The following is a 25,588-nucleotide window of genomic DNA, read 5'->3' on the forward strand; positions in this document are numbered from 1 at the left end:
ACGGCGGCCGCTGACAGGGCACAGCGCCGAACCGATGCCGCTGGCCCCCATCCCCGCCTTCCCCCAGAGGGGGAAGGAGCAAGACAGACATCGCGAAAGGACCCGCACCATGACCACCACCCTCCAAAGCTACATCGCCGGCCGCTGGATCGGCCAGCAGGCCGCGCAGCAGCTGCGCAGCGCCGTCAACGGCCAACCCGTGGCAAGCACCCACGCCGAGGCCATCGACTTCGCGGAGGCCCTGCAGTACGCGCGTCGCACCGGCATTCCCGAGCTCATGAAGCTCGACTTCCAGCAGCGCGCCGAGCGCCTGAAGGCGCTGGCCAAGTACATCGCCGCGAACAAGGAAACGCTCTACGCCATCTCCGCCCACACCGGTGCCACGCGCGCCGACAGCTGGATCGACATCGAAGGCGGCGCGGGCACGCTGAGCGCCTATGCCGGCATCGGCACCAACGAGCTGCCCTCGGGCAACCTGGTGCACGAAGGCCCGGCCTTCCCGCTCGGCAAGAAGGGCGGCTTCGCGGGCACGCACATCCTGGTGCCGCGCGGCGGCGTGGCGGTGCACATCGACGCGTTCAACTTCCCGGTGTGGGGTTTGCTCGAGAAGTTCGCGCCCAGCTTCCTCGCGGGCATGCCCTGCATCGGCAAGCCGGCCACGGCCACCAGCTACCTGACGGAAGCGCTGGTGCGGCTCATCGTGCAGTCGGGCATCCTGCCCGCGGGCAGCCTGCAGCTGGTCATCGGCAGCACGGGCGACCTGCTCGACCGGCTCGAAGGGCCCGACGTGGTCACCTTCACCGGCTCGGCCGACACCGCCGCCAAGCTGCGCGTGCACCCCAACATCGTGCGCCAGTCGATCCCGTTCAATGCCGAGGCCGACTCGCTGAACTGCGCGATCCTCGCGCCCGACGTGACGCCCGACGACGAGGAGTTCGACCTCTTCGTGAAGGAGGTCGCGCGCGAGATGACCATCAAGGCCGGCCAGAAGTGCACCGCCATCCGCCGCGCGATCGTGCCGCGCCAGCACCTCGACGCGGTGGCCGAGCGGCTGCGCGCGCGGCTGGCCAAGACCGTGGTCGGCGACCCGTCGCGCGAAGAGGTGCGCATGGGGGCGCTCGCCTCGCGCGACCAGCAGGCTGACGTGGCCGAGCGCGTCGCCACGCTGCTGCAGGGCGCGGAGCTGGTGTACGGCGAGCGCGACGGCTTCTCGCCGGTGGGCGACGGCGTGGGCGAAGGCGCCTTCTTCGCGCCCACGCTGCTGCTGAGCCGCAAGCCGCTGGAGCACGACGCGGCGCATGACGTCGAGGCCTTCGGCCCCGTCAGCACGCTGATGCCCTACGACGGCATCGACGAGGCGCTGGCACTGGCCGCGCGCGGCCGCGGCAGCCTGGTCGGCACGCTGGTCACGCGCGACCCGGCCATCGCCGCCAAGGCGATTCCGGTGGCTGCCGCATGGCACGGCCGGCTGCTGGTGCTCGAGCGCGAGGCCGCGGCCGAATCGACCGGCCACGGCTCGCCGCTGCCGCAGCTCAAGCACGGCGGCCCGGGGCGTGCCGGCGGCGGCGAAGAGCTCGGCGGCCTGCGCGCCGTCAAGCACTACCTGCAGCGCACCGCATTGCAGGGCTCGCCCACCATGCTGGCCGCCATCACCGGCGAGCATGTGCGCGGCGCGGCCGTGCGCGAGAGCGAGGTGCATCCGTTCCGCCGCTACTTCGAAGACCTGCGTGTCGGCGACTCGCTGCTCACGCACCGCCGCACCGTCGGCGAGGCCGACATCGTGGCCTTCGGCGGCATCTCGGGCGACTATTTCTACATGCACTTCGACGAGGTGGCGGCCAAGCAGTCGCCCTTCGGCAAGCGCATTGCGCACGGGTACTTCGTGCTGTCGGCGGCGGCCGGCCTGTTCGTGTCGCCCTCGCCCGGCCCGGTGCTCGCCAACTACGGCCTGGACACGCTGCGCTTCACCAAGCCCGTGGGCATCGGCGACACCATCCAGGCGCGCCTGACCTGCAAGCGCAAGATCGACCGCAACAAGAAAGACGCCAGCGGCCAGGGCCAGGGCGTGGTGGCCTGGGACGTGGAAGTGACCAACCAGGACGGCGAGCTGGTCGCCAGCTACGACATCCTGACGCTGGTCTCCAAGAAGCCGGAAGCGGTGCAGGCATGACGACGATGTTCGACCTCACGGGCAAGGTCGCGCTGGTCACGGGGGGCAACGGGGGCATCGGCCTCGGCATGGCGCAAGGGCTCGCCAAGGCCGGCGCGCGCGTCATCGTGGCAGCGCGCAACGCGCAGAAGTCGGCCGCCGCGGTCGAGGCGCTGAAGGCGCTGGGCAGCGACAGCTTCGCGCTCGAGGCCGACGTGAGCGACGAGGCCTCGGTGCAGAAGCTGTTCGACGAGGCCGCCGCGCGCTGCGGGCGGCTCGACATCCTCATCAACAACGCCGGCACCACGGTGCGCAAGCCCGTCGACCAGCTCGCGCTGTCCGAATGGCACAAGGTGATGGACACCAACCTCACCAGCGCCTTCCTGTGCAGCCGCGCCGCGCATGCGCACCTGAAGGCCGCGGGCGGCGGCAAGATCATCAACATCGGCTCCATGATGTCGATCTTCGGCGCGCCCTATGCGCCGGCCTACGCCGCCAGCAAGGCCGGCATCGTGCAGCTCACCAAGTCGACCGCGCTCTCGTGGGCACCAGACAACATCCAGGTCAACGCGATCCTGCCCGGCTGGTTCGAGACCGAGCTCACCGACGGCGCGCGCAGCCAGATCCCGGGCCTGTACGACCGCGTGGTGGCCCGCGCCGCCGCCGGCCGCTGGGGCCAGCCGGGCGACATCGCCGGCACCGCCGTGTTCCTGTCGAGCGCCGCGTCCGACTACGTGACGGGCACCGCGATTCCGGTGGACGGCGGGTTTTCTATAGCCGGATAGATCGACGCGGCCGTGTAAATTCGGCCGCCATGCTCTTCTGGTTCCAGATCTTCGCCTTCATCGCCGGCACCGCCGCGCTGCTCTACGCTTCGCGCGGCCCGCTGAGCCGGCCCGGCTCGCACGGCTTCTACCGCTTCTTCGCATGGGAATGCATGCTGGTGCTGGCGCTGGTCAACCTGCCGTGGTGGCATGACGATCCGTTCTCGGCCAGGCAGATCGTCTCCAGCATCTTCTTCGTGCTGTCGATCTGGCTGCCGATCCACGCGGTGCGCCTGCTCAAGGCGCAGGGCAAGCCGACCGAGGCGCGCAGCGACGACCCCGCGCTCTACGGCTTCGAGAAGACATCCGCCGTCGTCAGCAGCGGCGCTTTCCGCTACATCCGCCACCCGATGTACACCGCGCTGATGCTGCTGGCCTGGGGTGCGTTTCTCAAGCAGTTCAGCTGGCTCACGCTGCTGCTGGTGCTCGCGGCCACGGTGCTGCTGTTCATGACGGCGCTGCGCGACGAGCAGGAATGCATCGCGCATTTCGGCGATGCCTACCGCGACTACATGCGGCGCACGCGGCGCTTCATTCCCTTCGTTCTGTAGCTGCACGGCGCGGGCGCGCGCCTTATACCGCAGGCCCGTGCCGCTACCTTGCGGGATGCTGACCCGCACGATCAGGTTCCGTTCACACGAACCTCCTAGCATTCCTGCATGCTTCTCGCACGCGTCCGCCATTTCGCCAGAGCGCACTACCGTTGGTGGTGCGTGGCGGGCCTGCTGCTGGTTGTTCTCCAGCCTTTCATCGCGGTCCATTACCGCTGCGACGGCCTGGAAGACGAGCCGATGCTGCGGGTGCGCAGCGTCAGCGACACCACGCAGTTCGAGGCCGACGATCGCGCCGACCACCCGAGCGACCACGAGACCACGGTCTTCGTCCAGGCGCCGGCGAGCATCGACCACCCCGACGCCTTCGACTTCGGGCTGAGCGCGCTCATGGCCATGGTGCTCGCGATGCTGCCGCTGGCCGTGGCCTTGGCACGGCTTGCCACGCCCATCGTGCGCGAAGCGCCCGAACACGTGCCGCCGCACGGCGGCGCGCCGCCCTGCGCGCAGCCCTGGCGGCGCCTGCCGCCCACCGCCGCCCCGCCCTACGGGATCTGAGAAAACCGGCGCCTCGCGCGTCGCGTCCTCCCGCTGACGTCTGCGCAGCGGGCCTCTCTTCCTCGTCGAAAGGACTGACATGTCCACATTTTTCAGGTGCGCCTGCCGCACCTTGCGCAGCCCTGCGCCTGTTGTTTGCATTCATCCGCAAGGAGTGGCGCCATGGACGCGCTGAACCTCGCCTTCTTTCACTGGATCCACGCCGGCAGCCATCCCACGCCGTGGGTGCTCTCGGTCGCCGTCGCCTTCGCGCTGTGGGGCAGCTGGCTCGCCGCGGGCATCGTCGTGGTGGCGCTGTGGCGGCAACGCGCCGACCGCGCCTACCTGTGCATCGTGGCCGCCGCCGCCGGCGTGACTTCGCTGATCGCGCACACCATCGCCACGAGCCTCAATGTTCCTCGCCCGTTCGCGGCGGGGCTGGGCCAGGCCTACATCGAGCATGCGAGCCGCGGCTCGCTGCCGAGCACGCACGCGGCCGTCATGTTCATGGTCGCGCTGGCCTTCATGCTGCGCCCCAGCCTGCGCCGCATCGGCGTGCCGCTGCTGGCGCTGGCCGCCGCCACCGGGTGGGCGCGCGTGTACGTGGGCGTGCATTTCCCGCTCGACATCGTCGCCGGCCTGCTGCTGGGCGCGGTGGTTGCCGGCGCGATCGCCATCGCGCGGTGGCTCTTTCTCTTCTTCGTCCCGCGAACTGGCCGCGCATCCGCCGACAGTCCGGCGACCAGCTCTCTCTGGAGGCACTCATGATCTCTTCGTCCGCCGCAAGACATTCGCGCCCCGGCGCCGGCATCGCTCCCGGCGCGGTCCTGCCGCCCCACACCTCGGCCCCCCCCGAGCCGCTGGCCCAGGCCGGCATGCCCGACGCACCCGCCCCCGACGCGCGCAGCATCTCGTGCGTCATCCCCTGCTACAACGAGGCGGCCAACCTGCGCCTCATGCTGCCGCTGCTGGAAGACATCCTCTGGGCCACGCGGCTGCGCTGGGAAATCATCGTGGTGGACGACGGCAGCACCGACGACACCGCCGCCGTGGCCGAGGCATGGTGCGAGCTCGCGGGCTTCCGCTGCATTTCACTGTCGCGCAACTTCGGCAAGGAAGCCGCACTCACCGCCGGCCTTGCGGCGGCCACCGGCGACGCCGTGGTGCTGCTCGACGGCGACCTGCAGCACTCGCCCGAGCTGATCCACGCGATGCTCGCGCAATGGACGGCCGGTGCCGAGGTGGTCTACGCGGTGCGCGAGCAGCGCAGCGACGAAAGCCGCTTCAAGCAGCTCGGCAGCAAGCTCTTCTACGGCCTTGTCAATTCGTCGGACCGCTTCGAGGTGCCCAAGGACGCGGGCGACTTCCGCCTGATGGACCGCAAGGTGGTGGACGCGCTCATGGCCATGCCAGAGCGCAGCCGCTTCATGAAGGGCCTCTACGCCTGGGTGGGCTTCCGCGCCGTGGCGCTGCCCTACACGCCCGCGCCGCGCGCCGAAGGCACCACCAAGTTCAACGCGCGCCGGCTGATCGGCCTGGCCATCGACGGCCTCACCGCCTTCACCACCTGGCCGCTGCGCATGGTGAGCGTGGCGGGCCTCCTGCTCGCGGTGCCGGCCTTCGGCTACGGCACATTCGTGACCATCGACCACCTGCTGTTCGGCAACTCCGTGTCCGGCTGGACCACCATCGTCGTGAGCCTGATGTTCTTCATCGGCATCCAGATGATCTCCACCGGCATCGTGGGCGAGTACATCGCCCGCATTTACGAAGAGGTGAAGGGGCGTCCGCTGTACGTGGTCCGGCGCGAACACGGCAAGGGACTCCAGGCCGAGCCCGGGAAACCATGAGACGGCCCGGCTCCGCCCGGTGGACATCGCCCCGACCCCTCTGGCTCATTGCCGCGCTGTTCGCGTGGCTGCTCGCGACCGCATGGGTGCGCCCGCTGATGGCGCCCGACGAAGGGCGCTACGGCAGCGTGGCGCTTGCGATGCTGCACTCCGGCGACTGGCTGGTGCCGCGGCTGGACGGCCTGCCCTTCTTCCACAAGCCGCCGCTGTTCTACTGGATCGGCGCGGCGGCGATGTCGGTGGCGGGCCCGGTCGAATGGGCCGCGCGGCTGCCTTCGATCCTCGGCGCGGGCACGGCGGCGGCGGCGCTGTTCCTGTTCCTGCGGCGCTGGTCGACGATGCGGCAGGCGCTGCTGTCGACCGTGGTTCTGGTGACCACGCCCTTCTTCTTCCTGGGCGCGCAATTCGCCAACCTCGACATGCTGGTGGCCGGCTGCATCTCGGCCACGGTGCTGCTGGCCGCCGGCGCGGCGCTGGCGCGGGAGCGCGGCGAGCCCTGGCGCGCCCTGCTCGCGGGCGCCTACCTGATGGCCGCGGCCGGGCTGCTGGCCAAGGGACTGATCGGCCTGGTGCTGCCCGGTGCGGTGCTGGTGCTGTGGTGCGCCGCCACGCGCAAGACCGTGGTGCTGAAGCTCGCGCTCTGGCTGCCGGGCTGGGCGATCCTGCTGGCGGCGGCGGGCCCGTGGTTCGTTGCCATGCAGCTGAAGTACCCCGAGTTCTTCGACTACTTCGTCATCACCCAGCACTTCCGGCGCTTCGCTTCGTCGGGGTTCAACAACGAGCACCCGTTCTGGTTCTACGTACCGGTGCTGGCGGTGCTCACGCTGCCGTGGTTCGCATGGGTGCTCGTGCCGCGCGGCAAGGACGACAAGGACGGCGCGCCCCGGTCGCGCCTGTCCGACGTCGACTGGCTCATGTGGATCTGGCTGGCGGTGATCGTGGTGTTCTTCTCGCTGCCGCGGTCCAAGCTGGTGGGCTACGTGCTGCCCGCGCTGCCGCCGCTGGCCTGCCTGATCGCGCAGCGCGTGCTGGCAGGGCGCGCCGTCGAAAAGCTGCTGCCCAAGATGCGCGCCACGTCGGCGGTCGCGGCCGTGCTGTGCGTGGCGTGCGTGGTCGCTGTTGCGCTCTACTCGGTGCCGCCGGGCACGCGGCTGCGGCTGCCGGCCGGCCAGTCGGTGGCGCCGGGCGACCAGGTGATGATGCTCGACAGCTACTACTACGAGATTCCCTTCTACTGGAACCTGCGCCAGCCGGTGCTCGTGTCGGACGACTGGAAGGCCGCCGCCACCGACACCCGCGACAACTGGCGCAAGGAGATCTTCGACGCGAGCCGCTTCGAGCCCGCGCGCGCCGACGCCACGCTGATCGACCGGACGCAGCTGGCGCCCGTGCTGTGCGTGCCGCGCACCACCTGGCTGGTCGGGCCGATCGCCTCGCAGCTGTCCAACCCATGGCTGGGCAAGGCGCAGCTGGTGGCGGTCAACGAAAGCATCGCGGCCTGGCGCTTCGCGGGGAGCGCCACGCGCGACCCGGACTGCCTGGGCACCCCTGCCTCCGCGCCCGCCGGAGCCGCCGTACCATCCCCTCCCGTGCCTGCCCCCTCCACGAATGGCAATGACTGACACCACCGGCCCGCTGGGACCGACGATGCGCCACCTTTGCGTGTGCGCGGACGACTTCGGCATGAGCCCCGGCATCAACGCCGCCGTGCTCGAGCTTGCCGAGCTGGGCAAGATCTCCGCGACCAGCGGCATGGTGCGGCGCGGCGCATGGGCCGCGGGCGCACGGGCGCTGCGGCGGCTGGACGCCACGCGGCTGGACGTGGGCCTGCACCTGGACCTCACGCGCCCCGACACGCCCGACGGTGCAGAGCCCGGCCTCGCGGGGCTGATCGCGCGGACCTACACGCGCACCGTGTTCTCGCCCGTGCTGCACGCCGACATCCGCGACCAGTTCACCCGCTTCGAAGACGCGATGGGCCGTGCGCCGGCGTTCGTCGACGGACACCGGCATGTGCACCAGTTCCCGGTGGTGCGCGAGCTGCTGGTCGACGAGATCGTGCGCCGCTACCCGAAGTCGCCGCCTTGGGTGCGCTATACCGCGCCCGTCGACCGTAGCGGCCCCGACCGGCTGAAGGCCCGCGTGATCCATGCGCTGGGCGGCGCGCGGCTGGCAGCGCTCGCCGCCGAGCACGGCATTCCGGTGAGCCGGCGCCTGCTCGGCGTGTACGACTTCACCGGCGACGTGCAGGGCTACGAAGCGCGCCTTGCCGACTGGCTCGCGGCCTGCCGCACCGGCGACGTGCTGATGTGCCACCCCTCGACCGGCATCCAGCCCGGCGATCCGCACGGCTCTGCGCGCATGCGCGAATACGCGGTGCTGCGCGCGCTTTCGCTGCCGCCGCAGGGGCAATCCGGCGCGATCGCGATCACGCCGCTGTCGCAGGTCTTCAGGCGCGGCGAACTCGCCCACGCATAGGCCCCCGCCATGTGCAACACGGGGGCGCTAACATGCGCGCCTCCTCATCCGCGCAGCCCGACTCTCCCATGCCCTCCCCGAAAAGCACCGCCTTTCCCTCGGCGGCGCAAGCCGCACTGCTGTTCCTCGCGCTGTGCCTGTGCGAGATCGTCGTGGGTGCGGCGCTGCGCGATGCCAACCGGTGGCTCGGCCTGAACGGCATGCAGATCGGCGTGCTGTCGGCGGTGCTCGGCAACGGCTGCGTGTTCGCGGCCGTGATGCATGCGCAGCAGCTCACATGGCGCGAGCTGTTCCACCAGTCGCGCGCTTCCGCCGGCGTCACGCTGCTGCTGGTGGTGCCGCCGGTGCTGCTGCTGGTGCCCGCGCTGCTGCTGACCGTCACCTCCGCGTTCAACCTGCTGGTGCGCATCGCGCCGCTCTCGGCCTGGGAAGAAGCCATGTTCAGCCGCATGGCCGACGGCAGCGTGGCGGCCGTGCTGGCGGTGTGCGTGGTGGCGCCGCTGCTCGAGGAAATGCTGTTCCGCGGCATCGTGCTGCGCGGCTTCCTGCAGCGCTATCCGCGCTGGCAGGCCATTTTTCTCTCGGCCCTGCTGTTCGGCGCCGCGCACATGAACATCTACCAGTTCGTGGTCGGCCTCATCATGGGCACGGTGCTCGCGTGGCTCTACGAGCGCACGCGCTCGCTCATTCCCTGCATTGCGCTGCATGCCGCGTACAACAGCGCCACGCTGCTGCTGGCGGACTGGCTCGACGCCGCGTCGCCGGCACGCCTGCTGTGGGTCGCGCTGCTTGCACTTGCCGCCGCCGTGTGCGGCACGCTGGTGCTGCGGCTGATGCTGGTGGCCAGGCCGGCGCGGCGCACCTCGGCCTAGGAGCGAGCGCTAGGAGCCGGTGGGCGGCAGCGGCCGCGCATCGACCGCCTCCCCGTCGACGATGAAGTGCCCGCCCGCCACGTGGTGCAGCGTGCGCAGCTCGTCATGCCCGTCGAAATTCCAGCGCCCGTTGGCGAACACGCGCGAATCGGCCTGCGCGGCGATCACCTCGCCCAGGAACAGGTCGTAGCTCTGCTGGATGTGCGGCTCCGGCAGCAGGCGGCATTCGAGCCACGCGGCGCAGCCTTCGAGCAGCGGCGCATCGGTGGCCGTGCCAGCGAAGGTCTGCAGGCCGTAGGCCGCGAACTTGTCGTGCCCCGACTGCTCGACGATCTCGCGGCCGGAGCTGTTGCCCAGCGCTTCCGTCAGATCGAGCTGCGCGCGCGTGGGCACCTGCAGCGCGAAGCTGCCGGCACCTTCGAGCAGCACGCGCGTCCATGTGCTCTTGTCGAGCACCACCGCCACCTTGGGCGGCGCAAAGTCCAGCGGCATGGCCCAGGCCGCGGCCATGATGTTGCGCTGGCCGCCGTGCGCCGCGCTCACCAGCACGGTGGGGCCGTGGTTGAGCAGGCGGTAGGCCTTGTCGAGGGGAACGGGCAGGCGGTGGTGGGGGACGTTCATGGCAGGGGCTCCGGGAGCGGCAGTTCAGTTGCCTGATTCTGTCGCAGGCAGGCGCCGCACCACCACCGCGCGGATGCGCTGCGCGTCGACGTCGGTCACCTCGAACTCGCAGCCGTCGTGCACCCATGTCCGGCCCTGCGGAGGCAGGCCGCCGAAGCGCGCGAGCAGGAAGCCCGCGACCGAGGTGTAGCTGTCGTCGTCGCTCAGCAGGCCGTGCGTCTGCAATGCCTGCTCCAGCAGGTGCAGGTCGGCGCTGCCGGAAACCGTCCAGGTGTCGGCGGCGGTCTGCTGGATTTCCAGCGTCTCGTCCTCGTCGGGAAACTCGCCCGCGATGGCTTCGAGCACGTCGATGGGCGTGACCACGCCGGTCAGCGTGCCGTGCTCGTCGTTGACCAGCGCGAGCTGCCCGCGCGCGCCGCGCAGCGTGTCGATCAGGCGGATCACGGTGGTCGATTCGGGCACGTAGATCGGCGCGCGCAGGCCGCCGCTCTCGTCGATCTTTCCGTGCCGCAGCAGGTGGCCCAGCAGGTCTTTCGCGCGCGCCACGCCCACCACCTCGTCGAGCGAGCCGCGGCACACCGGGAAGATGCCGTGCGGCGTGTCGAGCAGCTGCTCGCGCACCGCCTCGGGGTCGTCGTTCAGGTCGACCCAGGAGATGTCGGCGCGCGGCGTCATCACCGAGCGCACGTTGCGCTCGGCCAGCGACAGCACGCCGCTGACCATGTTGCGCTCCTCGACCGCGAACGCGGGCTCGGGCAGCGGCGCTTCGCCGTCGGCGGCGGCGCCGGCCGGTGCCGGTTCGCCCGGCGCGCGGCCGCCCAGCAGCCGCAGGATGGATTCGGCCGTGCGGTCGCGCAGCGGACGGCGCGCCTCGTGCTTCAGCGCATTGCGCTTGGCCCACTGGTTCAGCGCCTCGATCATCACGGAGAAGCCGATGGCGCCGTACAGGTAGCCCTTCGGAATGTGGAAGCCCAGGCCCTCGGCCACCAGGCTCAGGCCGATCATCAGCAGGAAGCTCAGGCACAGCACCACCACCGTGGGGTGCGCATTGACGAAGCGCGTGAGCGGCTTCGACGCCCACAGCATGATGCCGATCGAGATGATCACCGCCGCCATCATCACCGGCAGGTGGTCGACCATGCCCACGGCGGTGATGACCGCGTCGAGCGAGAACACCGCGTCGAGCACCACGATCTGCGTCACCACCAGGCCGAAGCTCGCGTACACGGTGGAGCCGCCGGCCGTGTGCGTCACGCCCTCGAGCCGCTCGTGCAGCTCCGCGGTGGCCTTGAACAGCAGGAACAGGCCGCCCACCAGCAGGATCAGGTCGCGCCCCGAAAAGCCCTGGCCGAACACGGTGAACAGCGGCGTGGTCAGCGTGACCAGCCACGACACCACCGACAGCAGCGCCAGCCGCATGAACAGCGCCAGGCCCAGGCCCAGCCGTCTGGCGCGGTCGCGCAGGTGCGGCGGCAGCTTCTCTGCGAGGATCGCGATGAAGATCAGGTTGTCGATGCCCAGCACGATCTCCAGGACGACCAGCGTCAGGAGACCGATCCAGGCGGCGGGGTCGGTGAGCAGTTCAACGATCATGGTGGAAGAAGAAGGCGCGGCAACGCGCATGGCCCGGCAAGGCGTGGGCCATGTCGGGCGACAACAGGGAAGAGGCGGAATGGACGGGAGCCGCGAGGGGGTCGGTCGCGGCGCACGGAGACAGGCGGAAGCTGGCGCAGGCCAGCGGCCTACTGGGAGGCTCGGAGGAAGATTTCACCCCTCCAGTCTATAGAACCCGCGTCAGCCGGCCGGCAGGCGCTGCATCAGGCAGGCCAGCAGCACCGGTTCGTTCTCGATCTTCGAGCGGTCGATGCGGCGCGTCCGGCCGTTCGCGATGATCACCAGATGCTCGTCCACCAGCACCCCGTCGGTTTCCGATTGCGTGTGCACCGTGTCGATGCTCGACCACGCGATGAGTTGCCCCTCGTGCACCAGGCCTTCCGCATTCATGGCCAACGCGCCGAAGTCCACCGTGTCGCCGGCATGCATGCGCCGCTCGACATCGCCGCGCAGCACTTTGCCGATCGCCTCCTCCACCTCGGCCCGCAGCGCGGCCGCGTGGTCCCACAGGCCCAGCCGCAGCCGCGTGGTCTTGCCGCTGCGCGTGGTGATCAGCATGTGGTCGCGGCCGTGGCGATGGCGCAGCCGCGTCACGTCGGCAAAGGCGACGGTGCGGCGGCCGAGCTGCAGGCCGTGCGCGCCGAGCGTCAGCACCGGCGGCGTGCGCCACCATGCGAAGAAATCGCCGCCGCGCCAGACCATCAGGTAGAGCCCCGCCGGAACGGCCATCGACGCGAGAAAGAGCATGCCCTCGTCGGACACCGGCTCGCCGTCGGAAAGAAACGGCAGGATGAAGATTCGCGCGGGCATCAGCATCACCGCGCACAACGCATAGGCCACGGCCACACCGCCCAGCACGCAGTGGAACGCGTGGCGGGGAAAGATTCTGGCGTGGCGGATAGGCATGTGGACTGCCCGATGCGCGGACAGCGCGCGCAGGGCCTGGATCGAAAAAAGCAGGGGCACACCTTAACAGCGCGACGCGGTCCGAACGCGCACGCGCATGCCGTCGCAGGGCTCTTTTTTCCGGTATCGGCGCTGCGTCGGCAGGGCCGATAGGTAGGAAGATTTAAATTCCGCGCCGGCCGCTGCGTGAGCCCTGCTCAAGCGCTCATTGCGCGCGCTGCTTCGCCACGAACTCCGACGTCACCGTCCCCTGCTTGTTGCCGAACTGCGCGATGACGTAGTTCGCGAGCGCCGCGACTTCGGTGTCGGTGTAGGCCTTATCGAACGCGGGCATGTAGACCTCGTTGTCGTGCACGCGCATCTTCACGCCCCGCAGGATCATCTGCGTGACGTTCGCGCCGCCCGGGTCGTTCACGCCGCGCGTTCCCAGCAGCGACGCGTAGCTGGTCTGCTGCCCCTGGCCGTTCCATTGGTGGCAGCTGGCGCATGCCGCGGCGAAGAGCCTGAGCCCCTGCTCATGCCCTTCGGCCGTGTTGGCCGCCGGCGCGGCCGCGCTCGAGGCCACGGCCCAGGGCGCCTTCGCATCGATCTCGATCGGCTCCTTGCCGGCCTTCGCGGGCACCGTGCGCAGGTAGCTCACCAGCGCCGCGGTGTCCTCGGCCTTCAGGTACTGCAGGCTGTGCTCCACCGCCTCGCCCATCGGCCCCGAGGCCGAGCCCCGGCCATCGGCGTGACCCGTGGTGAGGTAGGCGGCGATCTCCGCGTCGCTCCATCCGCCGATGCCGTTCTTCGCGTCCGACGTGATGTTGTAGGCGCGCCAGCCCTGGACCGTTTCGCCCGCCAGGTTGTTGCTCGTCTCCAGCGCGAAGGCAAAGTTGCGCGGCGTGTGGCATTCCGCGCAATGGCCCAGCGCGGTGGCCAGGTACTTGCCCTGGTTCCACGCGGGCGGCTGCGACGGGTCGGCATCGAAGCGGCGGCTCTTGAAGAAGGCCGCGTTCCAGAAGCCCATGGCCCAGCGCTGGTTGAACGGAAAGCCCAGATCGGGCTCGCGGTTCGGCTGCTTCACCTGGGGCAGGCTGAAGAGGTAGGCCTTGATCGCGAGCACGTCCTTGCGGCTGAGCGCTGTGTACGCGGTGTACGGGAACGCCGGGTACAGGCGCTTCCCGTCGGCGCGCACGCCGTCGTGCATGGCGCGCACGAACTGTTCGTCGCTCCAGTTGCCGATGCCGGTGGCCGGGTCGGCCGTGATGTTCGACGAGTAGATGGTGCCGAAGGGCAGCACGAAAGGCAGCCCGCCCGCAAAGGGCTCGCCCTTGCCGGGCACCGTGTGGCACGCGATGCAGTCGGCGGCCTTGGTGAGGTACTCGCCGCGCACCAGCAGCGCCGCATCGGCCGGCGCGCCGGCCAGCACGGGCGCCTCGCCCTCCGACTTGTCGGTGCGGTTCAGAAAGAAGTACAGCGCCGCGCCCACCACGAACACGGCCACCAGCAGCTTGAAGAGTCGCTTCATGCCGTGCTCCTTTCGCCTGGCGCCGCCTGCGAGGCATCGGCGATCTTCTTCTTCAGCGCTTCCTTGTCCTGCACCAGCAGCGCGCGGTTCACGGGCAGCGCGCGCAGGCGCACGCCGGTGGCCGCGAAGATCGCATTGGCCAGCGCCGGCGCGGCGATGGCGGTGCCGACCTCGCCGAGCCCGCCGGGCGCCTCCCCGCTCTTGATGGTGTGGACCTCGACCGGTGGCGACTCGTTGATGCGCAGCATCCGGTAGTCGTGGAAGTTGCTCTGCTCGATGGCGCCCTCGCGCAGCGTGATCTCGCTGAACAGCGCGGCGCTGAGCCCGAACAGCAACCCGCCCTGGATCTGCGCCTCGATGGAGCTCGCATTCACCGCAATGCCGCAGTCCAGCGCGACCACCGCGCGCCGCAGCCGCACCTCGCCCTGCGGCGTGACCTCGACCTCGACCATGGCGCACACGCGGCTGCCGAACGGGTCGCCCACGGCCACGCCGCGCCCCACGCGTGCCGGCAGCGCGCCCTTGCCCCAGCCGATCTTTTCGGCGGCCAGGTCGAGCACCGCGAGCGTGCGCGGGTTCTTCTTCAGCAGCGCGCGACGGTAGGCCACCGGGTCCTTCTTCGCGCGCTGCGCCAGTTCGTCGATGAAGCTCTCCAGCACGAAGAGGTTGTGCGTCGGCCCCACGCCGCGCCACCAGCCGACGTTCAGGCCGCTCGGCATGTCGTGCCGCACCCACTCCACCTTGAGGTTCGGCAGGTCGTAGCAGGGCTCGGCGACGCATTCGATCAGGTCGCCGTCCATGCCGTCCTTGCCCATGAAGGCCGGCGCCCAGCGGCCCAGCACGGTGCCGCCCGAGATGCGGTCGCCGAACCACAGGATCTGCCCGTCGCCGTCGACCACGGCCGAGATGTCGTCGTGGTACATCGGCCGCACGATGTCGTGGCGGATGTCTTCCTCGCGCGTCCACACCACCTTCAGCGGATACGCCACCTGCTTCGCGAAGGCCACGGCCTGTTCGACCGAGTCGGTCTCCAGCCGCCGTCCGAAGCCGCCGCCCAGGTACTGGTTGTGCAGCACGACCTTGTCCTCGGCCAGCCCGGTGATCTTGGCGGCCACGCTCACGCAGCGCGCCGGCACCTGGGTGCCGACCCAGATCTCGCAGCCGTCGGGCCGCACATGCACCGTGGTGTTGAGCGGCTCCATGGTCGCGTGCGCCAGCATCGGCAGGTCGTAGGTGGCCTGCACCAGCGTGCCGTCGGGCCGCTTGCCGGTTTCCTTGCCGACGATGGCCTTGTCCTTCGCGAGCGCATCGGCCAGCGCCGAGCGCAACTGCTGTGTCGTGAGCGCGGCGTTCTGCCCCGGCGTCCAACGGATCTTGAGCGCGTCGAGGCCGCGCTTGGCGGCCCAGAAATGTTCGCCCACCACGGCGACCGCGTCCTTGATGCGCAGCACGTCGATCACGCCGGGAATCGCGCGTGCGGCCTTGTCGTCCACCGAGGCCAGCACGCCGCCGAGCGTGGGGCTGGCCTTGACCGTCGCCACCTTCATGCCCGGCACACGCACGTCGATGCCGAACTGCGTGCTGCCGTTGACCTTGCCGGCCGAGTCGACGCGCCGCAGCGGCTGGCCGATGAGTTTGAAGTCCTTCGGCTCCTTCAGCGCCACCTTGGCCGGCATCGGCAGCTTCGCGGCGGCCGATGCGAGCGCGCCGAAGCCGAGCTGCCGGTTCGAGGCCGCATGGCTCACCACGCCGCGCGCGACCGTGCAGCTCGCGGGGTCGACGCTCCATTGCGCGGCGGCTGCGCCGACCAGCAGCGTGCGCGCGACGGCACCGGCCTCGCGCAGCACGGCGTAGGTGCCGCGCGTGCTGGTCGAGCCGCCGGTGATCTGGCCGCCGAGCAGCGGCATGCCGTAGAGCGCTTCGTTGGGCGGCGAATGCTCCACGCGCACCTGGTCGAGCTCGACGCCGAGTTCCTCGGCCAGCAGCATCGCCGAGCCGGTATAGATGGCCTGGCCCATCTCGACCATCGGCATCACGAGGCGCACGCCGCCGTCGGCGTCGATGCGGATGAAGGCGTTGGGCGCGAAGGCGGGGTTGCCGTCCGCAAGCGCGGCGGCCGCGTCCGCGGGTTGCTGGCGCGCGCTGATGGCCGCAAAGGCCTTGCTGCCGCCGACCCAGGTGAAGGCCAGCGCCAGGCCGCCCGCCTGCAGGGCGGCGCGCCGGCTGATTCCGGCGGCGGCGCTCACGATGCGCTCCTGGCCGGCATCGTCACCACCGACTGCAGCACCTCGGGCTTGCCCGTGGCGGCCTGCTTGATGGCGGCCCGGATGCGCGAATAGGTACAGCATCGGCAGACGTTGCCCGACATGGCGAGGTCGATGTCAGCGTCGCTCGGGTTGGGGGTGCGCTGTATCAGCGCCGCGGCGGACATGATCTGCCCGGACTGGCAATAGCCGCACTGCACCACGTCGACGTCGAGCCAGGCCTTCTGGATGCTCTGGCCGGCCGGGGTCTGCGCGATGGCTTCGATGGTGGTGACGGCCTTCTTGCCGATCGCGCCGACCGGCAGCACGCAAGAGCGCACGGGCTGGCCGTCGAGGTGCACGGTGCAGGCGCCGCATTGCGCGATGCCGCAGCCGAACTTGGTTCCTGTCAGCCCCACGATGTCGCGCAATGCCCAGAGCAAGGGCATGTCGTCGGGAGCGTTGACAGCAACGGACTGGCCGTTGATGTTGATATCAATCATGGGCCCTGCCTTTTCTGCTTGTTTCATCGGGGGTCGGGACTGCACCATAGCGCCAGTTTGAAAAATGCGCTCGGGCTTTTCCAAACCTGCCGGCAAGCGGCAACGAAAGTTTTCATCGTCAGCTTCCGGTCCGTCGGAGGCTGCCAGCATTCCGCGACAACAAAAAAGCAAGAAGGCCATGTCCATTCCCGCAGAAACCGCACCGCCGCCCGGCGCCACCCGCCGCCCCGGCGTCGCCGACTTCGTGGCGGGCGTGTCCATCGCCGGCCTGCTGCTGCCGGAAGCCGTGGCCTATTCAGGCATCGCGGGCCTGCCGCCCCAGGCCGGGGTGATCGCGCTCTTCGCCGGCCTGCTGGTCTACGGCATATTCGGCAGCAGCCGCTTCGCGATCGTCTCGGCCACCTCGTCGTCGGCCGCCGTGCTGTTCGCGGCCACCACGTCGATGCCGGGCATCGACACGGCCACGCGGCTGGCAATAGGCGCGGCCATCGTCGCCCTGGCCGGGGTGTTCTTCGTGATCGCGGGCATCGCGAAGCTGGGCGCGGTGTCCAGCCTCATCGCCAAGCCGGTGCTGCGCGGCTTTGCGCTGGGCCTGGCGCTGACCATCGTGGTCAAGCAGCTGCCCAAGGTGCTGTCGGTGCAGCCGGCGCACAGCGACTTCTTCCGCCTCTTCGCCGGGCTGGCCACCGAATGGCGCCATTGGAACCTGGCCGGCGCGGCGATGGCGTTGGCCGCGTTGCTGCTGCTGCGAGGCCTCTCGCGCTGGCGCGCGGTGCCGGCGGCGCTGCTGGTGATCGTCTGCGGCATCGCGCTCGACGTGAGCGGGCTGTGCCATGCGTGGGGCGTGGCGGCGGTGGGGCCGATCTCGCTCGACTTCTCGCACCCCGGCGTGCCGCAGCTCGACCGCGCGCAGTGGCAGAACCTGGGCGGGCTCGCGTTCGCGATGGCGCTGATCCTCTATGCGGAGTCGTACGGCTCGATCCGCACCTTCGCCATGCGCCACGGCGACAACGTCTCGGCCAACCGCGACCTGCTGGCGCTGGGCGGGGCGAACATGCTGTCGGCGCTGTTCCAGGGCATGCCGGTGGGCGCGGGCTATTCGGCCACGTCGGCCAACGAATCGGCGGGCGCGCAGAGCCGGGCGGCGGGCATCGTGGCCGGGCTGGTGGTGGGGGTGGCGGTGTTCACGCTGCTGCCGTGGATCGCGCACACGCCCGAGCCGCTGCTGGCGGCCATCGTGATCAACGCGGTGAGCCATTCGCTCAACCCCTCGGCGCTGCGGCCATATTTCCATTGGCGGCGCGACCGCCTGGTGGCGCTGGTGGCGGTGGCCGCAGTGCTGGTGCTGGGCGTGCTCGACGGGCTGCTGGCGGCCATCGGCGTGAGCCTGCTGCTGCTGCTGCGCGGCTTCTCGCGCACCACGGTGAGCTGGCTCGGCCGGCTGGGCCAGAGCCACGACTACGTCGACACCGCCCGGCACCCCGAGGCGGTGGTGCCGCCGGGCGTGCTGATCGCGCGGCCCGAGGTGCCGCTTTTCTTCGGCAATGCCGATGCCGTGTTCACGTCGATCCGCGCGCGCATCGACGCCACGCCGGGCCTGCGGCGCATGGTGCTGAGCCTGGAAGAGTCGCCCGACCTCGACGCCACCAGCATCGAGGCGCTGTGCGACTTCGCGGCCTACGTGCGCGTGCGCGGCCTGCGCCTGTCGCTGGCGCGGGTGAAGGACGACGTGCGCGACCTGCTGGCCAAGGTGAACTCGCCCGACCTGCACGCGGAGGTGTATGCGCCTTGGAGCGTGGACGATGCGGTGCAGCCGCCGCAGCAGCAGGTCAGCGCGTGACCGCCTGCCGCCTTGACTCGCCGGGGCTGACACCCGTGTGCTCGCGGCCAGGCGCGCGCCTGGAACATGGCGCAGCGCATCGAGGCCGGCGCGCAAGCCTTCAAGGCGGCCTGGTTCAGCTGGCCAGGAAGTCGGGCTGGCGGAATTTCTTCTCGAGGAACTGCCCGTTGGCCACCAGCGCGGCGGCATCGCTCGACGCCACGTTCGCGACGATCTCGCGCAGCTTGGCATCGAGCAGGCCCAGCTGTTCGCCGAGCAACTGGCGCGCCGTCTTGCCATCCTTCACCGCATGCGTCATGCGAAAGGCCGGGGGCAGCGCGACGTAGTTGGCGAGCGTTTCGGGCAGGTAGCGCAGCACGGTCTCGCGCACGGTGAAGAGGTCGTCGCCGTGCGCGCCGGCGCCCACCAGCCGCGGCAGCACCTCGCCCACCGAGCCGCGCACGTTGTCCAGGCTCTTGCGCATGTCGTCTGTGAGGTGCGGCTGCGCCTGCGCGACCACGCGGTCGAGGCGCTCCAGCGTCTGCTCCACACTGAGGCTGTCTTCGATGCGGCGCTCCAGCTCGGGCGCCTTGCGGCCCATGAGCCAGCCGGCCGCGTACAGGCCGGCGGTGATCAGCAGCCAGCCCCGATCGATCACGCCCGCGAACAGCAGCGCCGGCCCCAGCAGCGCCAGCGCGCAGCCCAGGATGTTGCCGTTGCCGTAGAGGAACAGCAGCGCGCGCAGCTTCAGCGAACGCTCCGGCATCACTGGTAGCCCCGGATTTCCTTGAACACCTGCGCCAGCCGCAGCTTGCGGCCGTCGAATTCGCGGCCTCCAGAGAGCTGCGCGATCTGCCGCATCTCGTCCACGTTGCCTTCGCCGAACAGGATCGGGAAGATGCGCGCCGGCAGGCCGCCTGCCGCATAGCGGTCGTGGAACTCGCTCGGCCGCAGCCCGGAGTTGTTCTCGCCGTCGGTCAGCAGCACGATGCTGACGAAGCGCCCGGGGTCGTTCTGCTGCTCCTGCCGCGCGAGGTCTTCGGCGGCGGCCAGCGCCGAGTAGATGGCGGTGCCGCCGTCGGCCTTCATGGCATCGGCGCGCTGGCGCAGCTCGGCGCGGGCGCTGTCGATCTGGTCGGCTTCGAAGCGCACCCACACCGGGGCCTGCACCCGGGTGGCGAAGGTGATGAGCACCACGCGCTCACGGCTCTGGAAAGCGCTGTAGCGCGTGCTGGCGGTGGCCGCGGCGGTGCTGGCCGCATCTGCGCCCGACAGCAGCTTGAGCGCCTCGCGCATCGACTCCAGCCGCGCGCCCTGCATCGAGCCGCTGAGGTCGAGCACGAAGATCGAGGTGGCGGGCTTGCGCCATTGCGACTGGTAGGTGCCGAGCACCGCGTCGATCACCTCCAGCCGGTTGGGAAAGCCCAGCTCGGCCACGGCGGCGGTGGGCAGCGCGCTGGCGGCGGCAACCTCCGGATTGGCGGGGCGCAGGAAAGCAACCGACAAGGCATCGCGCTGGAACGGCGCGGCCTTGAGCGCGCCGACCAGCCGGGTGTAGGCATCGCGCTTGCGGTCGTTTAGCAGCATCAGCGGATAGTCGGCCGAGATCATTCCGTCGCGCGGGTAGATCAGCGCGAGTTGGTCGGCCTTGGGCAGCTTCTCGTTGGCGCGCAGGATCACCGCCTCGTAGTTGACCATCGCGTCGATGGCTGACGGGTCTTTCACGTAGGCGTCGGCCAGCCAGCCCGAGCTGCCCGCAGTGAACTTCTGGCCCGAGAGAAAGGCCTTGAGCGTCTTCTCGTCCACGTCCTGCGCCGTCAGGTCTTCCGTCTTGCCGGCCAGTGCGGAGGCCACGGCGAAGAGCGCGCTCATGCCGGTGTTGGAGCTGGTGGCGTTGGTCATGCCGTAGCGCAGCTGGCCGGAGCCCGCGGCCTTGGCGATCTCGGCCCAGCCCGGCGGCTTCCGGTTCCAGCCGAGCTGCGCGGCCTTGGCGTTCTTCACGCCGAGCGCAATGCGCGAGTAGAAGAGCTTGTCGCGCGCCAGCGGCTTGGTCTGCAGCGCCAGCGCGGGGTAGGCGCCGTTGGGCGGAAGGATCGCGTCGAAGCGCTCGCCGGCGTTGATGCGCTCGACGATGTCCAGCGTGCCGGCGTACGAGAACTTCACCTCCACGCCGGCCGCCTTGGCGGCATCGACGACGGGGCCTTCGATGTCCTTCAGTTCCGAGCCCGCGAGGATGGAGAAGGCGGCCGTATCTGCAGCAGGCGCCGGGTTGCCCTGCGATTCATCCTTGCCGCAAGCCGCAAGGCCCAGCGACAACGCCGCCAGCAGCGTCAGCGCCAGCCGGCGCGACCACAGGCTCACAGTGCGACCTCGCCGCGCGGCTGCTGCAGCGCCTCGCTCGTTTCCTGGCGGCGCACGCGGTCGAGGTAGGTGCGGCTCTTGGCGACTTCGTTCGTCAGCGTGTCCACCGTGGTCTGCATGGAGTCGAGCGCCCGGCTCTTGAAGTCGGCGATCGTGTCCATGGTCTGGTAGATGTTGGCAAAGGCCTGCTGCAGCTTGGCGATCTCGATGGTGCTGGAGGCGGCCTGCTGGTGGATGGCGCTGCTCTGGTCGCGCAGCATCTCGCTGGTGCTGGCGATGAGGTTGCCGGTGGTGGCGTTGAGCGCGCTGATCTGGTCGAGCACCAGCTTCTGGTTGGACAGCGCCTGCGCCACGATCACCGCGGTACGCAGCGCGGCCACGGTGGTGGTGGTGGCGCGGTCCACCCCCTTCATCAGCTCCAGGTTGTTCTTGCGGATCATGTCCAGCGCCAGGTAGCCCTGGATGTTCACCGCGAGCTGGGTGAGCAGGTCGGTGACCTTCTGGCGCGAATAGAACAGCATTTCCTCGCGGATCACGCGCGCCTTCTCGGGGTCGGTGGTTTCCAGCACGCGCGCCTTGGCGTCGAGCTGGCCGTCCAGCGCCTTGCCGATGTGCACGTATTTCTCGAGCCGCTCCATCAGCGTCCAGAGGTTGACCTTTTCCTGCTCGATGGCGGTGTTGTCGCGAAGCAGCTCGTCCTTGCCGCGCTTGAGCGATTCGATGATGGCGTTCAGGTGCGACTGCGACGACTGGTAGCGCTCGAAGTAGGCCAGCAGCCTGTTGCCCAGAGGAATGATGCCCAGCAGCTTGCGCGCCGAGAACAGGTCGCCCTGCTTCGAGGGATCGAGGTCTTCCACCTGGTGGCGCAGGTCGATGAGCGACTGGCCGATCTGCGCGCCCTTGTCGAACAGGCCGTTGCGCAGCGAGCCCACGGGCCGCTCAAGCATGCGGTTGGACACCGAAGCCGAGGCCTCGATGTCCTTGCTGCCCATCGAGTGGATGCGCTCCACCGCTTCCTTGAACTGCGGATGCTGGCTGTCGTGCTGGGTGATGTCGTCGATGAAACGCGCCACCTGCGCGTCGAGATCGGCCACGTCCTCGGGCTTCAGGCGCACCTTGCCGCTGGCCGATTCGACCGGCACCGGCGCGACGGGCGCGGGCGGCTCCAGCGTGAAGGCCTGCGGCGGCTGCAGGTCGATGGGCGCGGTTGCGGCGGTGGTGGTGGTTGCAGTGGTGACAGGCGCGTTCATGGTCGATCCTCGGTTCGTTCGTTGTCTGTTCGTCGATTCACTTGAAGCGGGCTTCGATGCCCGCGGTCATCCGCTCGAGCCACTCGAAGCTCGGCGGGTCGATCACGTCGACGAGCACGTCCGGCACCTTCACGCCGCGCGCGGCCCAGGTCTCAGGGCCCTTGGTGTCGCCGCCGGTGCGGTAGCCGTATTCGTGGGCCAGTTCGCGCAGGGCCGGATCGTTTTCGAGTGCCGCGCCCAGGCGCGCGCCGCCCGGCGTGTAGGGCACCAACACATGCTTCGAATAGACGGTGGGCTTGGGATAGAGCAGCACCATGTCGCTCTTGAGCCGGTCGGGGTTCTTGAGCCAGAACTCGACCATCTGCGACTCGTAGGCCACCAGCAGCGGCGCCTTGCCCATGCCGAGCGCCAGGTAGTCTTCGAACGGCCCGGCCGACGACTGCTCCTGGAAGCCCTGCCGCAGGAAGAGCGGCGCGACCACCGGCATGACGCGGTCCACGTCCTGCTGGCTCTGCACGATCTGCTGGCTGTTGGCCAGGTAGCTCGCCAGCGCCAGGTACATGGCCGCCGAGTTGGAGGTGCGCACGTCGGTCGAGTTGATGAGCAGCGACTTGCTGGTGGAGAACGCGCTGCTCGCCTTGAGCTCCTTCCAGCGCGTGCCCTTCTCGATCATGGCCATCAGGCCCGGCAGGTCGACCACGTAGTAGAAGTCGCCCTGCTTCTGCGCGATGCCGTTGGCCACGAGGATCTCGGCAATCGGCCGCCAGCTGGCCAGCACGATGGGCGTGTAGAACGGATTGAAGACGTTGGGCGCCTTGGCCAGCGTCTTGAGCTGCGCCGCGGCGGGCGCGCCCGAGGGGAATCCGAAGTCGAACTTGCTGGCGTCGTAGCGGCTGGCAATGGCGCGGGAGCCGGCCTTCTCGACCACCACGGTGATGCCCTGCGCGGCAAGGGCTTTCTGCACGCGCGGGTCGGCAAAGAAGGTTTCTTTCTCGGAGCCGATCAGGCCGCGCAGCGTGACCTGTTTGTCTTGTTCGATGCGGGTCGCCGCGGCGGTGGCCGAGTCATCGTGCAGGCGGGTGTTCGAATACCAGACGCCGCCCGCCACCGCGGCCAGCAGGACCGCGGCCAGCACCGGCGCGATCAGCTTGCGAATTTCCAAGTCTCATGCTCCTCGCCCCCTGTGAGCGGGGGTCGAGAAACATTCTGCCGACGCAATATGACGGAATATGACAGTCAGGTGTCAGCGGCGATCCGCGCGGTGATGCGCAGGAATTTCTCCACGTCGGCCACCGAATTGCAGTGCAGCGGCGACACCCGCACGGTGCCCGCGATGCCGAAGGATTCGAGCATGCGCTTCGAATAGATACTGGTGGCCACGCGCTCGTACACGGTCACGCCGTGCTTCGCATATTCGACCACCGCCTGCGTGCAGTCGATGCGGTCGAAACCGATGCCCAGGATCAGGTCGCGCTTCGTCAGGTCCTCGTGGTCGAGGAACACTTCCACGCCGGGCATCTCGCGCATGCCGGTGGCGTTCCCGTTGCCGTCCAGCAGCAGGGCCAGCAGCGCGCGCTCGTGCAGCTCGATGTGCGTGATGCCGGCCACGAACAATGCGCGGCGGTCGGTGGCGTCGCTGAAGTGGCCGCCAAGCCAGCACACGTAGTCGACGATCTCGGTGAGCACCGCGAACTGCCAGGGCGCCGAGCTGCCGAGGTCCCAGTAGCCGGGCTTCTTGCCGGCCAGCTTGTGGTGCGGCAGCACGGCCGCGCGCTCCGACAGCCACGACAGCCCAGAGCCACGGCAGCCGAAGAACTTGTACGGCGCGAGGTTGATGCCATCCACCGGTGTCTTCTGCAGGTCGATGAGGCCGTGCGGCGCGTGCTGCACGGCGTCGACCAGGATGTAGAGGTCGGGCTTGATCTCGCGCGCGCGGCGCACGATGGCCTCCATGTCGAGCTTGGCGCCCGAGATGTTCGACGCGTAGATCACGTTGAGCAGGCAGGTGTCCTTGTCGACCAGCCGCACGATCTCTTCCACGTCGATGCCGCCGGTGACCGGGTTGCTCGGCGCCACCCGCAGCTCGCGGCCCAGGCGCTCGGCGTAGAGGCTCATCGCGTCGAATGCGGAAGGATGTTCGAGCACGGTGGTGACCATGTTCGTGCCCGGCACGTTCTCGGCAATGGCGCGCACCATATCGAACATGGCGCCTGAAGCGGAGAACGAGGCGTACACGCTGCCGCCCCTGGCATTGAGGATGGTGCGCAGGTCTTCGCTGCCCTTGGCCTGGATGTCCTGCAGCTCGACGGCCGTGGCGTGGATGCGCTCGGCGTTGTCGGGTATGGCGTCGACCTGCGCGAAGCGTTCGACCGCCGCCTTCAGCCGGAACGAGCCGCCGGCGTTGTCGAAGTACAGGCGCTCGCGCCCGTGGTGGTCATGCTCGACGCCGATGAAGCGCTGCTGCACCTCGCGCATCAGCGCATCGGAGAAGGCCAGGCCTCGCGGATATTGCTGTTGGAGTTCGGCTGCCATCGGTCAGACGCCCTTGTTGTTGGGGTTCTTGTAGATCTCGCGCACCGCGTCCGTCATCGGGAAATTCAGGTTCGCGTTCCTCGGCGGGATCGGCGACATGAACCACTTGGTGTAGAGCTGCTCGATGGCGCCGGACTTCATGAGGCCGGTGACGGTCTCGTCCACCACGGCCTTGAACTGCGGATCGTCCTTGCGCAGCATGATGCCGTAGGGCTCCTGGCGCAGCGATTCCTTGAGGATCTTGTAGTCGCCCGGGTTGGGCGCGCTGGCGATCATGCCGGCCAGTTGCACGTCGTCGAGCACGTAGGCGTCGGCGCGGCCGCTGGACAGCAGCAGGAAGCCGTCGGACGTGTCCTTGCCTGCGATCTCGTGGACCTCGATGGCGCCGTTCTTGCGCACGCCGCGCAGCAGCTGGATCGAGGTGCTGCCGGTGACGGTGGCCACGTTCTTGCCGTTGAGGTCGGCGAAGGTGTTGATGCCCGAGTCCTTGCGCACCGCAGCGGTGATGTTGGTCACGAAGTGGCTGGGCGCGAAGTCGACCTGCTGCTGGCGCTGGGTGGTGTTGGTGGTGGTCGCGCAGTCGAGGTCGACCGTGCCGTTCTGCAGCAGCGGAATGCGGTTGGCCGAGTTGAGCATGGTGTAGCGCACATCGAGCTTGGCCAGGCCCAGCTTGGCCTTCACCGCGTCGACGATCTTCAGGCAGATGTCGTTGGTGAAGCCGATGGAAGCGCTGTCGGAGCCGAGCTTGTACGAGAAGGGAATCTGGCTGTCGCGCCCGCCGATCTGGATGAAGCCGCTGTCCTTGATCTTCTGAAGCGTGCCGCCGTCCTGGGCGCTGGCGGCGCCGCAGGCGAAAGCAAGGGTGAGACCGAGCGCGAGGGGCAGTTTCCTGAAGTCCATGGTGGTTCCTTGAAGAGTCGATGACATTGGCTTGGGCGAATCTTCTGCCTCTCGATGAATTTCCAAAA

Annotated in this window: 22 protein-coding genes; 10 read left to right on the plus strand and 12 right to left on the minus strand. The window is 69.3% G+C overall.

What is annotated here, in order from left to right; translation table 11 throughout:
- Nucleotides 1–109: 109 nt before the first annotated feature.
- The 9 genes from paaZ to QRN67_RS14255 all read left to right on the plus strand — a co-directional run bounded on the left by paaZ (nucleotide 110) and on the right by QRN67_RS14255 (nucleotide 9,261).
- Nucleotides 110–2,170, plus strand: coding sequence for a phenylacetic acid degradation bifunctional protein PaaZ (gene paaZ / locus QRN67_RS14215; RefSeq protein WP_081266387.1), 2,061 nt, complete (start codon nucleotides 110–112; stop codon nucleotides 2,168–2,170).
- Nucleotides 2,167–2,934 (plus strand): SDR family NAD(P)-dependent oxidoreductase, encoded by a 768-nt coding sequence (locus QRN67_RS14220; protein WP_285412256.1) that lies wholly within the window; start codon nucleotides 2,167–2,169, stop codon nucleotides 2,932–2,934. Before paaZ ends, QRN67_RS14220 begins: the two co-directional genes overlap by 4 nt.
- A 29-nt stretch (nucleotides 2,935–2,963) precedes the next feature.
- Nucleotides 2,964–3,524, plus strand: a complete 561-nt coding sequence (locus QRN67_RS14225) for a methyltransferase family protein (RefSeq protein ID WP_081266388.1) — start codon at nucleotides 2,964–2,966, stop codon at nucleotides 3,522–3,524.
- Nucleotides 3,525–3,632: 108 nt separating this feature from the next.
- Nucleotides 3,633–4,082, plus strand: coding sequence for a hypothetical protein (locus QRN67_RS14230; protein WP_285412257.1), 450 nt, complete (start codon nucleotides 3,633–3,635; stop codon nucleotides 4,080–4,082).
- Between the two features lie 162 nt (nucleotides 4,083–4,244).
- Nucleotides 4,245–4,829 (plus strand): phosphatase PAP2 family protein, encoded by a 585-nt coding sequence (locus QRN67_RS14235; RefSeq protein WP_285412258.1) that lies wholly within the window; start codon nucleotides 4,245–4,247, stop codon nucleotides 4,827–4,829.
- Nucleotides 4,826–5,911: a glycosyltransferase family 2 protein gene (locus QRN67_RS14240; protein WP_285412259.1), complete on the plus strand. Its 1,086-nt coding sequence runs from the start codon at nucleotides 4,826–4,828 to the stop codon at nucleotides 5,909–5,911. Before QRN67_RS14235 ends, QRN67_RS14240 begins: the two co-directional genes overlap by 4 nt.
- Nucleotides 5,908–7,533: an ArnT family glycosyltransferase gene (locus QRN67_RS14245; protein WP_285412260.1), complete on the plus strand. Its 1,626-nt coding sequence runs from the start codon at nucleotides 5,908–5,910 to the stop codon at nucleotides 7,531–7,533. The genes QRN67_RS14240 and QRN67_RS14245 overlap by 4 nt, the downstream gene beginning before the upstream one ends.
- On the plus strand, nucleotides 7,526–8,389 hold the full coding sequence (locus tag QRN67_RS14250) for a ChbG/HpnK family deacetylase (RefSeq protein ID WP_285412261.1): 864 nt from the start codon (nucleotides 7,526–7,528) through the stop codon (nucleotides 8,387–8,389). The genes QRN67_RS14245 and QRN67_RS14250 overlap by 8 nt, the downstream gene beginning before the upstream one ends.
- Nucleotides 8,390–8,457: 68 nt before the next feature.
- Nucleotides 8,458–9,261 carry a CPBP family intramembrane glutamic endopeptidase gene (locus tag QRN67_RS14255; protein ID WP_285412262.1) on the plus strand — a complete coding sequence of 268 codons (804 nt, stop codon included), beginning with the start codon at nucleotides 8,458–8,460 and terminating at the stop codon, nucleotides 9,259–9,261.
- A 9-nt stretch (nucleotides 9,262–9,270) separates the two neighbouring features.
- Here QRN67_RS14255 and QRN67_RS14260 read toward each other — a convergent pair whose 3' ends face one another.
- From QRN67_RS14260 to QRN67_RS14285, 6 genes are all read right to left on the minus strand, one after another.
- Nucleotides 9,271–9,882, minus strand: a complete 612-nt coding sequence (locus QRN67_RS14260; RefSeq protein ID WP_081266395.1) for a flavin reductase family protein — start codon at nucleotides 9,880–9,882, stop codon at nucleotides 9,271–9,273.
- Nucleotides 9,883–9,906: 24 nt separating this feature from the next.
- Nucleotides 9,907–11,475 carry a TerC family protein gene (locus QRN67_RS14265; protein WP_285412263.1) on the minus strand — a complete coding sequence of 523 codons (1,569 nt, stop codon included), beginning with the start codon at nucleotides 11,473–11,475 and terminating at the stop codon, nucleotides 9,907–9,909.
- A 201-nt stretch (nucleotides 11,476–11,676) separates the two neighbouring features.
- On the minus strand, nucleotides 11,677–12,402 hold the full coding sequence (locus QRN67_RS14270) for a hypothetical protein (RefSeq protein WP_285412264.1): 726 nt from the start codon (nucleotides 12,400–12,402) through the stop codon (nucleotides 11,677–11,679).
- A 205-nt stretch (nucleotides 12,403–12,607) separates the two neighbouring features.
- Nucleotides 12,608–13,912 (minus strand): c-type cytochrome, encoded by a 1,305-nt coding sequence (locus QRN67_RS14275; protein ID WP_285412265.1) that lies wholly within the window; start codon nucleotides 13,910–13,912, stop codon nucleotides 12,608–12,610.
- Nucleotides 13,909–16,158: a xanthine dehydrogenase family protein molybdopterin-binding subunit gene (locus QRN67_RS14280; RefSeq protein WP_285412266.1), complete on the minus strand. Its 2,250-nt coding sequence runs from the start codon at nucleotides 16,156–16,158 to the stop codon at nucleotides 13,909–13,911. The genes QRN67_RS14275 and QRN67_RS14280 overlap by 4 nt, the downstream gene beginning before the upstream one ends.
- Nucleotides 16,155–16,658 carry a (2Fe-2S)-binding protein gene (locus QRN67_RS14285; RefSeq protein ID WP_081266484.1) on the minus strand — a complete coding sequence of 168 codons (504 nt, stop codon included), beginning with the start codon at nucleotides 16,656–16,658 and terminating at the stop codon, nucleotides 16,155–16,157. Before QRN67_RS14285 ends, QRN67_RS14280 begins: the two co-directional genes overlap by 4 nt.
- A 178-nt stretch (nucleotides 16,659–16,836) precedes the next feature.
- On the opposite strand from QRN67_RS14285, the gene QRN67_RS14290 reads away from it, so the two are divergent.
- On the plus strand, nucleotides 16,837–18,498 hold the full coding sequence (locus QRN67_RS14290; RefSeq protein WP_285412267.1) for a SulP family inorganic anion transporter: 1,662 nt from the start codon (nucleotides 16,837–16,839) through the stop codon (nucleotides 18,496–18,498).
- A gap of 115 nt (nucleotides 18,499–18,613) precedes the next feature.
- Here the strand turns inward: QRN67_RS14290 and QRN67_RS14295 are convergent, their stop codons facing one another.
- From QRN67_RS14295 to QRN67_RS14320, 6 genes are all read right to left on the minus strand, one after another.
- Nucleotides 18,614–19,243 (minus strand): hypothetical protein, encoded by a 630-nt coding sequence (locus tag QRN67_RS14295; RefSeq protein WP_285412268.1) that lies wholly within the window; start codon nucleotides 19,241–19,243, stop codon nucleotides 18,614–18,616.
- Nucleotides 19,243–20,838: a vWA domain-containing protein gene (locus QRN67_RS14300; protein WP_285412269.1), complete on the minus strand. Its 1,596-nt coding sequence runs from the start codon at nucleotides 20,836–20,838 to the stop codon at nucleotides 19,243–19,245. The genes QRN67_RS14295 and QRN67_RS14300 overlap by 1 nt, the downstream gene beginning before the upstream one ends.
- Entirely contained in the window at nucleotides 20,835–22,088 is a 1,254-nt protein-coding gene (locus QRN67_RS14305; RefSeq protein WP_285412270.1) for a toxic anion resistance protein, read from the minus strand. The genes QRN67_RS14300 and QRN67_RS14305 overlap by 4 nt, the downstream gene beginning before the upstream one ends.
- A gap of 37 nt (nucleotides 22,089–22,125) precedes the next feature.
- The gene (locus QRN67_RS14310; protein WP_285412271.1) at nucleotides 22,126–23,250 is read right to left on the minus strand and encodes a hypothetical protein; all 1,125 of its coding nucleotides are present in this window, start codon (nucleotides 23,248–23,250) and stop codon (nucleotides 22,126–22,128) included.
- A 74-nt stretch (nucleotides 23,251–23,324) separates the two neighbouring features.
- Complete coding sequence (locus QRN67_RS14315) at nucleotides 23,325–24,620, minus strand: aminotransferase class V-fold PLP-dependent enzyme (RefSeq protein ID WP_285412272.1); 1,296 nt, start codon at nucleotides 24,618–24,620, stop codon at nucleotides 23,325–23,327.
- 3 nt (nucleotides 24,621–24,623) lie between these two features.
- Nucleotides 24,624–25,520 carry a transporter substrate-binding domain-containing protein gene (locus QRN67_RS14320; protein ID WP_106935513.1) on the minus strand — a complete coding sequence of 299 codons (897 nt, stop codon included), beginning with the start codon at nucleotides 25,518–25,520 and terminating at the stop codon, nucleotides 24,624–24,626.
- Nucleotides 25,521–25,588: the final 68 nt, after the last annotated feature.

This window comes from Variovorax sp. efr-133-TYG-130 (genome assembly GCF_030208835.1).
GTDB lineage: Bacteria > Pseudomonadota > Gammaproteobacteria > Burkholderiales > Burkholderiaceae_C > Variovorax.

Coding starts and splice junctions, on each gene's coding strand:
- QRN67_RS14295 (WP_285412268.1), bottom strand. CDS start 19,243: ATGCCGGAGCGTTCGCTGAAGCTGCGCGCGCTGCTGTTCCTCTACGGC.
- QRN67_RS14275 (WP_285412265.1), bottom strand. CDS start 13,912: ATGAAGCGACTCTTCAAGCTGCTGGTGGCCGTGTTCGTGGTGGGCGCG.
- QRN67_RS14270 (WP_285412264.1), bottom strand. CDS start 12,402: ATGCCTATCCGCCACGCCAGAATCTTTCCCCGCCACGCGTTCCACTGC.
- QRN67_RS14235 (WP_285412258.1), top strand. CDS start 4,245: ATGGACGCGCTGAACCTCGCCTTCTTTCACTGGATCCACGCCGGCAGC.
- QRN67_RS14260 (WP_081266395.1), bottom strand. CDS start 9,882: ATGAACGTCCCCCACCACCGCCTGCCCGTTCCCCTCGACAAGGCCTAC.
- paaZ (WP_081266387.1), top strand. CDS start 110: ATGACCACCACCCTCCAAAGCTACATCGCCGGCCGCTGGATCGGCCAG.
- QRN67_RS14285 (WP_081266484.1), bottom strand. CDS start 16,658: ATGATTGATATCAACATCAACGGCCAGTCCGTTGCTGTCAACGCTCCC.
- QRN67_RS14265 (WP_285412263.1), bottom strand. CDS start 11,475: ATGATCGTTGAACTGCTCACCGACCCCGCCGCCTGGATCGGTCTCCTG.
- QRN67_RS14225 (WP_081266388.1), top strand. CDS start 2,964: ATGCTCTTCTGGTTCCAGATCTTCGCCTTCATCGCCGGCACCGCCGCG.
- QRN67_RS14305 (WP_285412270.1), bottom strand. CDS start 22,088: ATGAACGCGCCTGTCACCACTGCAACCACCACCACCGCCGCAACCGCG.
- QRN67_RS14240 (WP_285412259.1), top strand. CDS start 4,826: ATGATCTCTTCGTCCGCCGCAAGACATTCGCGCCCCGGCGCCGGCATC.
- QRN67_RS14290 (WP_285412267.1), top strand. CDS start 16,837: ATGTCCATTCCCGCAGAAACCGCACCGCCGCCCGGCGCCACCCGCCGC.
- QRN67_RS14245 (WP_285412260.1), top strand. CDS start 5,908: ATGAGACGGCCCGGCTCCGCCCGGTGGACATCGCCCCGACCCCTCTGG.
- QRN67_RS14255 (WP_285412262.1), top strand. CDS start 8,458: ATGCCCTCCCCGAAAAGCACCGCCTTTCCCTCGGCGGCGCAAGCCGCA.
- QRN67_RS14220 (WP_285412256.1), top strand. CDS start 2,167: ATGACGACGATGTTCGACCTCACGGGCAAGGTCGCGCTGGTCACGGGG.
- QRN67_RS14230 (WP_285412257.1), top strand. CDS start 3,633: ATGCTTCTCGCACGCGTCCGCCATTTCGCCAGAGCGCACTACCGTTGG.
- QRN67_RS14320 (WP_106935513.1), bottom strand. CDS start 25,520: ATGGACTTCAGGAAACTGCCCCTCGCGCTCGGTCTCACCCTTGCTTTC.
- QRN67_RS14315 (WP_285412272.1), bottom strand. CDS start 24,620: ATGGCAGCCGAACTCCAACAGCAATATCCGCGAGGCCTGGCCTTCTCC.
- QRN67_RS14250 (WP_285412261.1), top strand. CDS start 7,526: ATGACTGACACCACCGGCCCGCTGGGACCGACGATGCGCCACCTTTGC.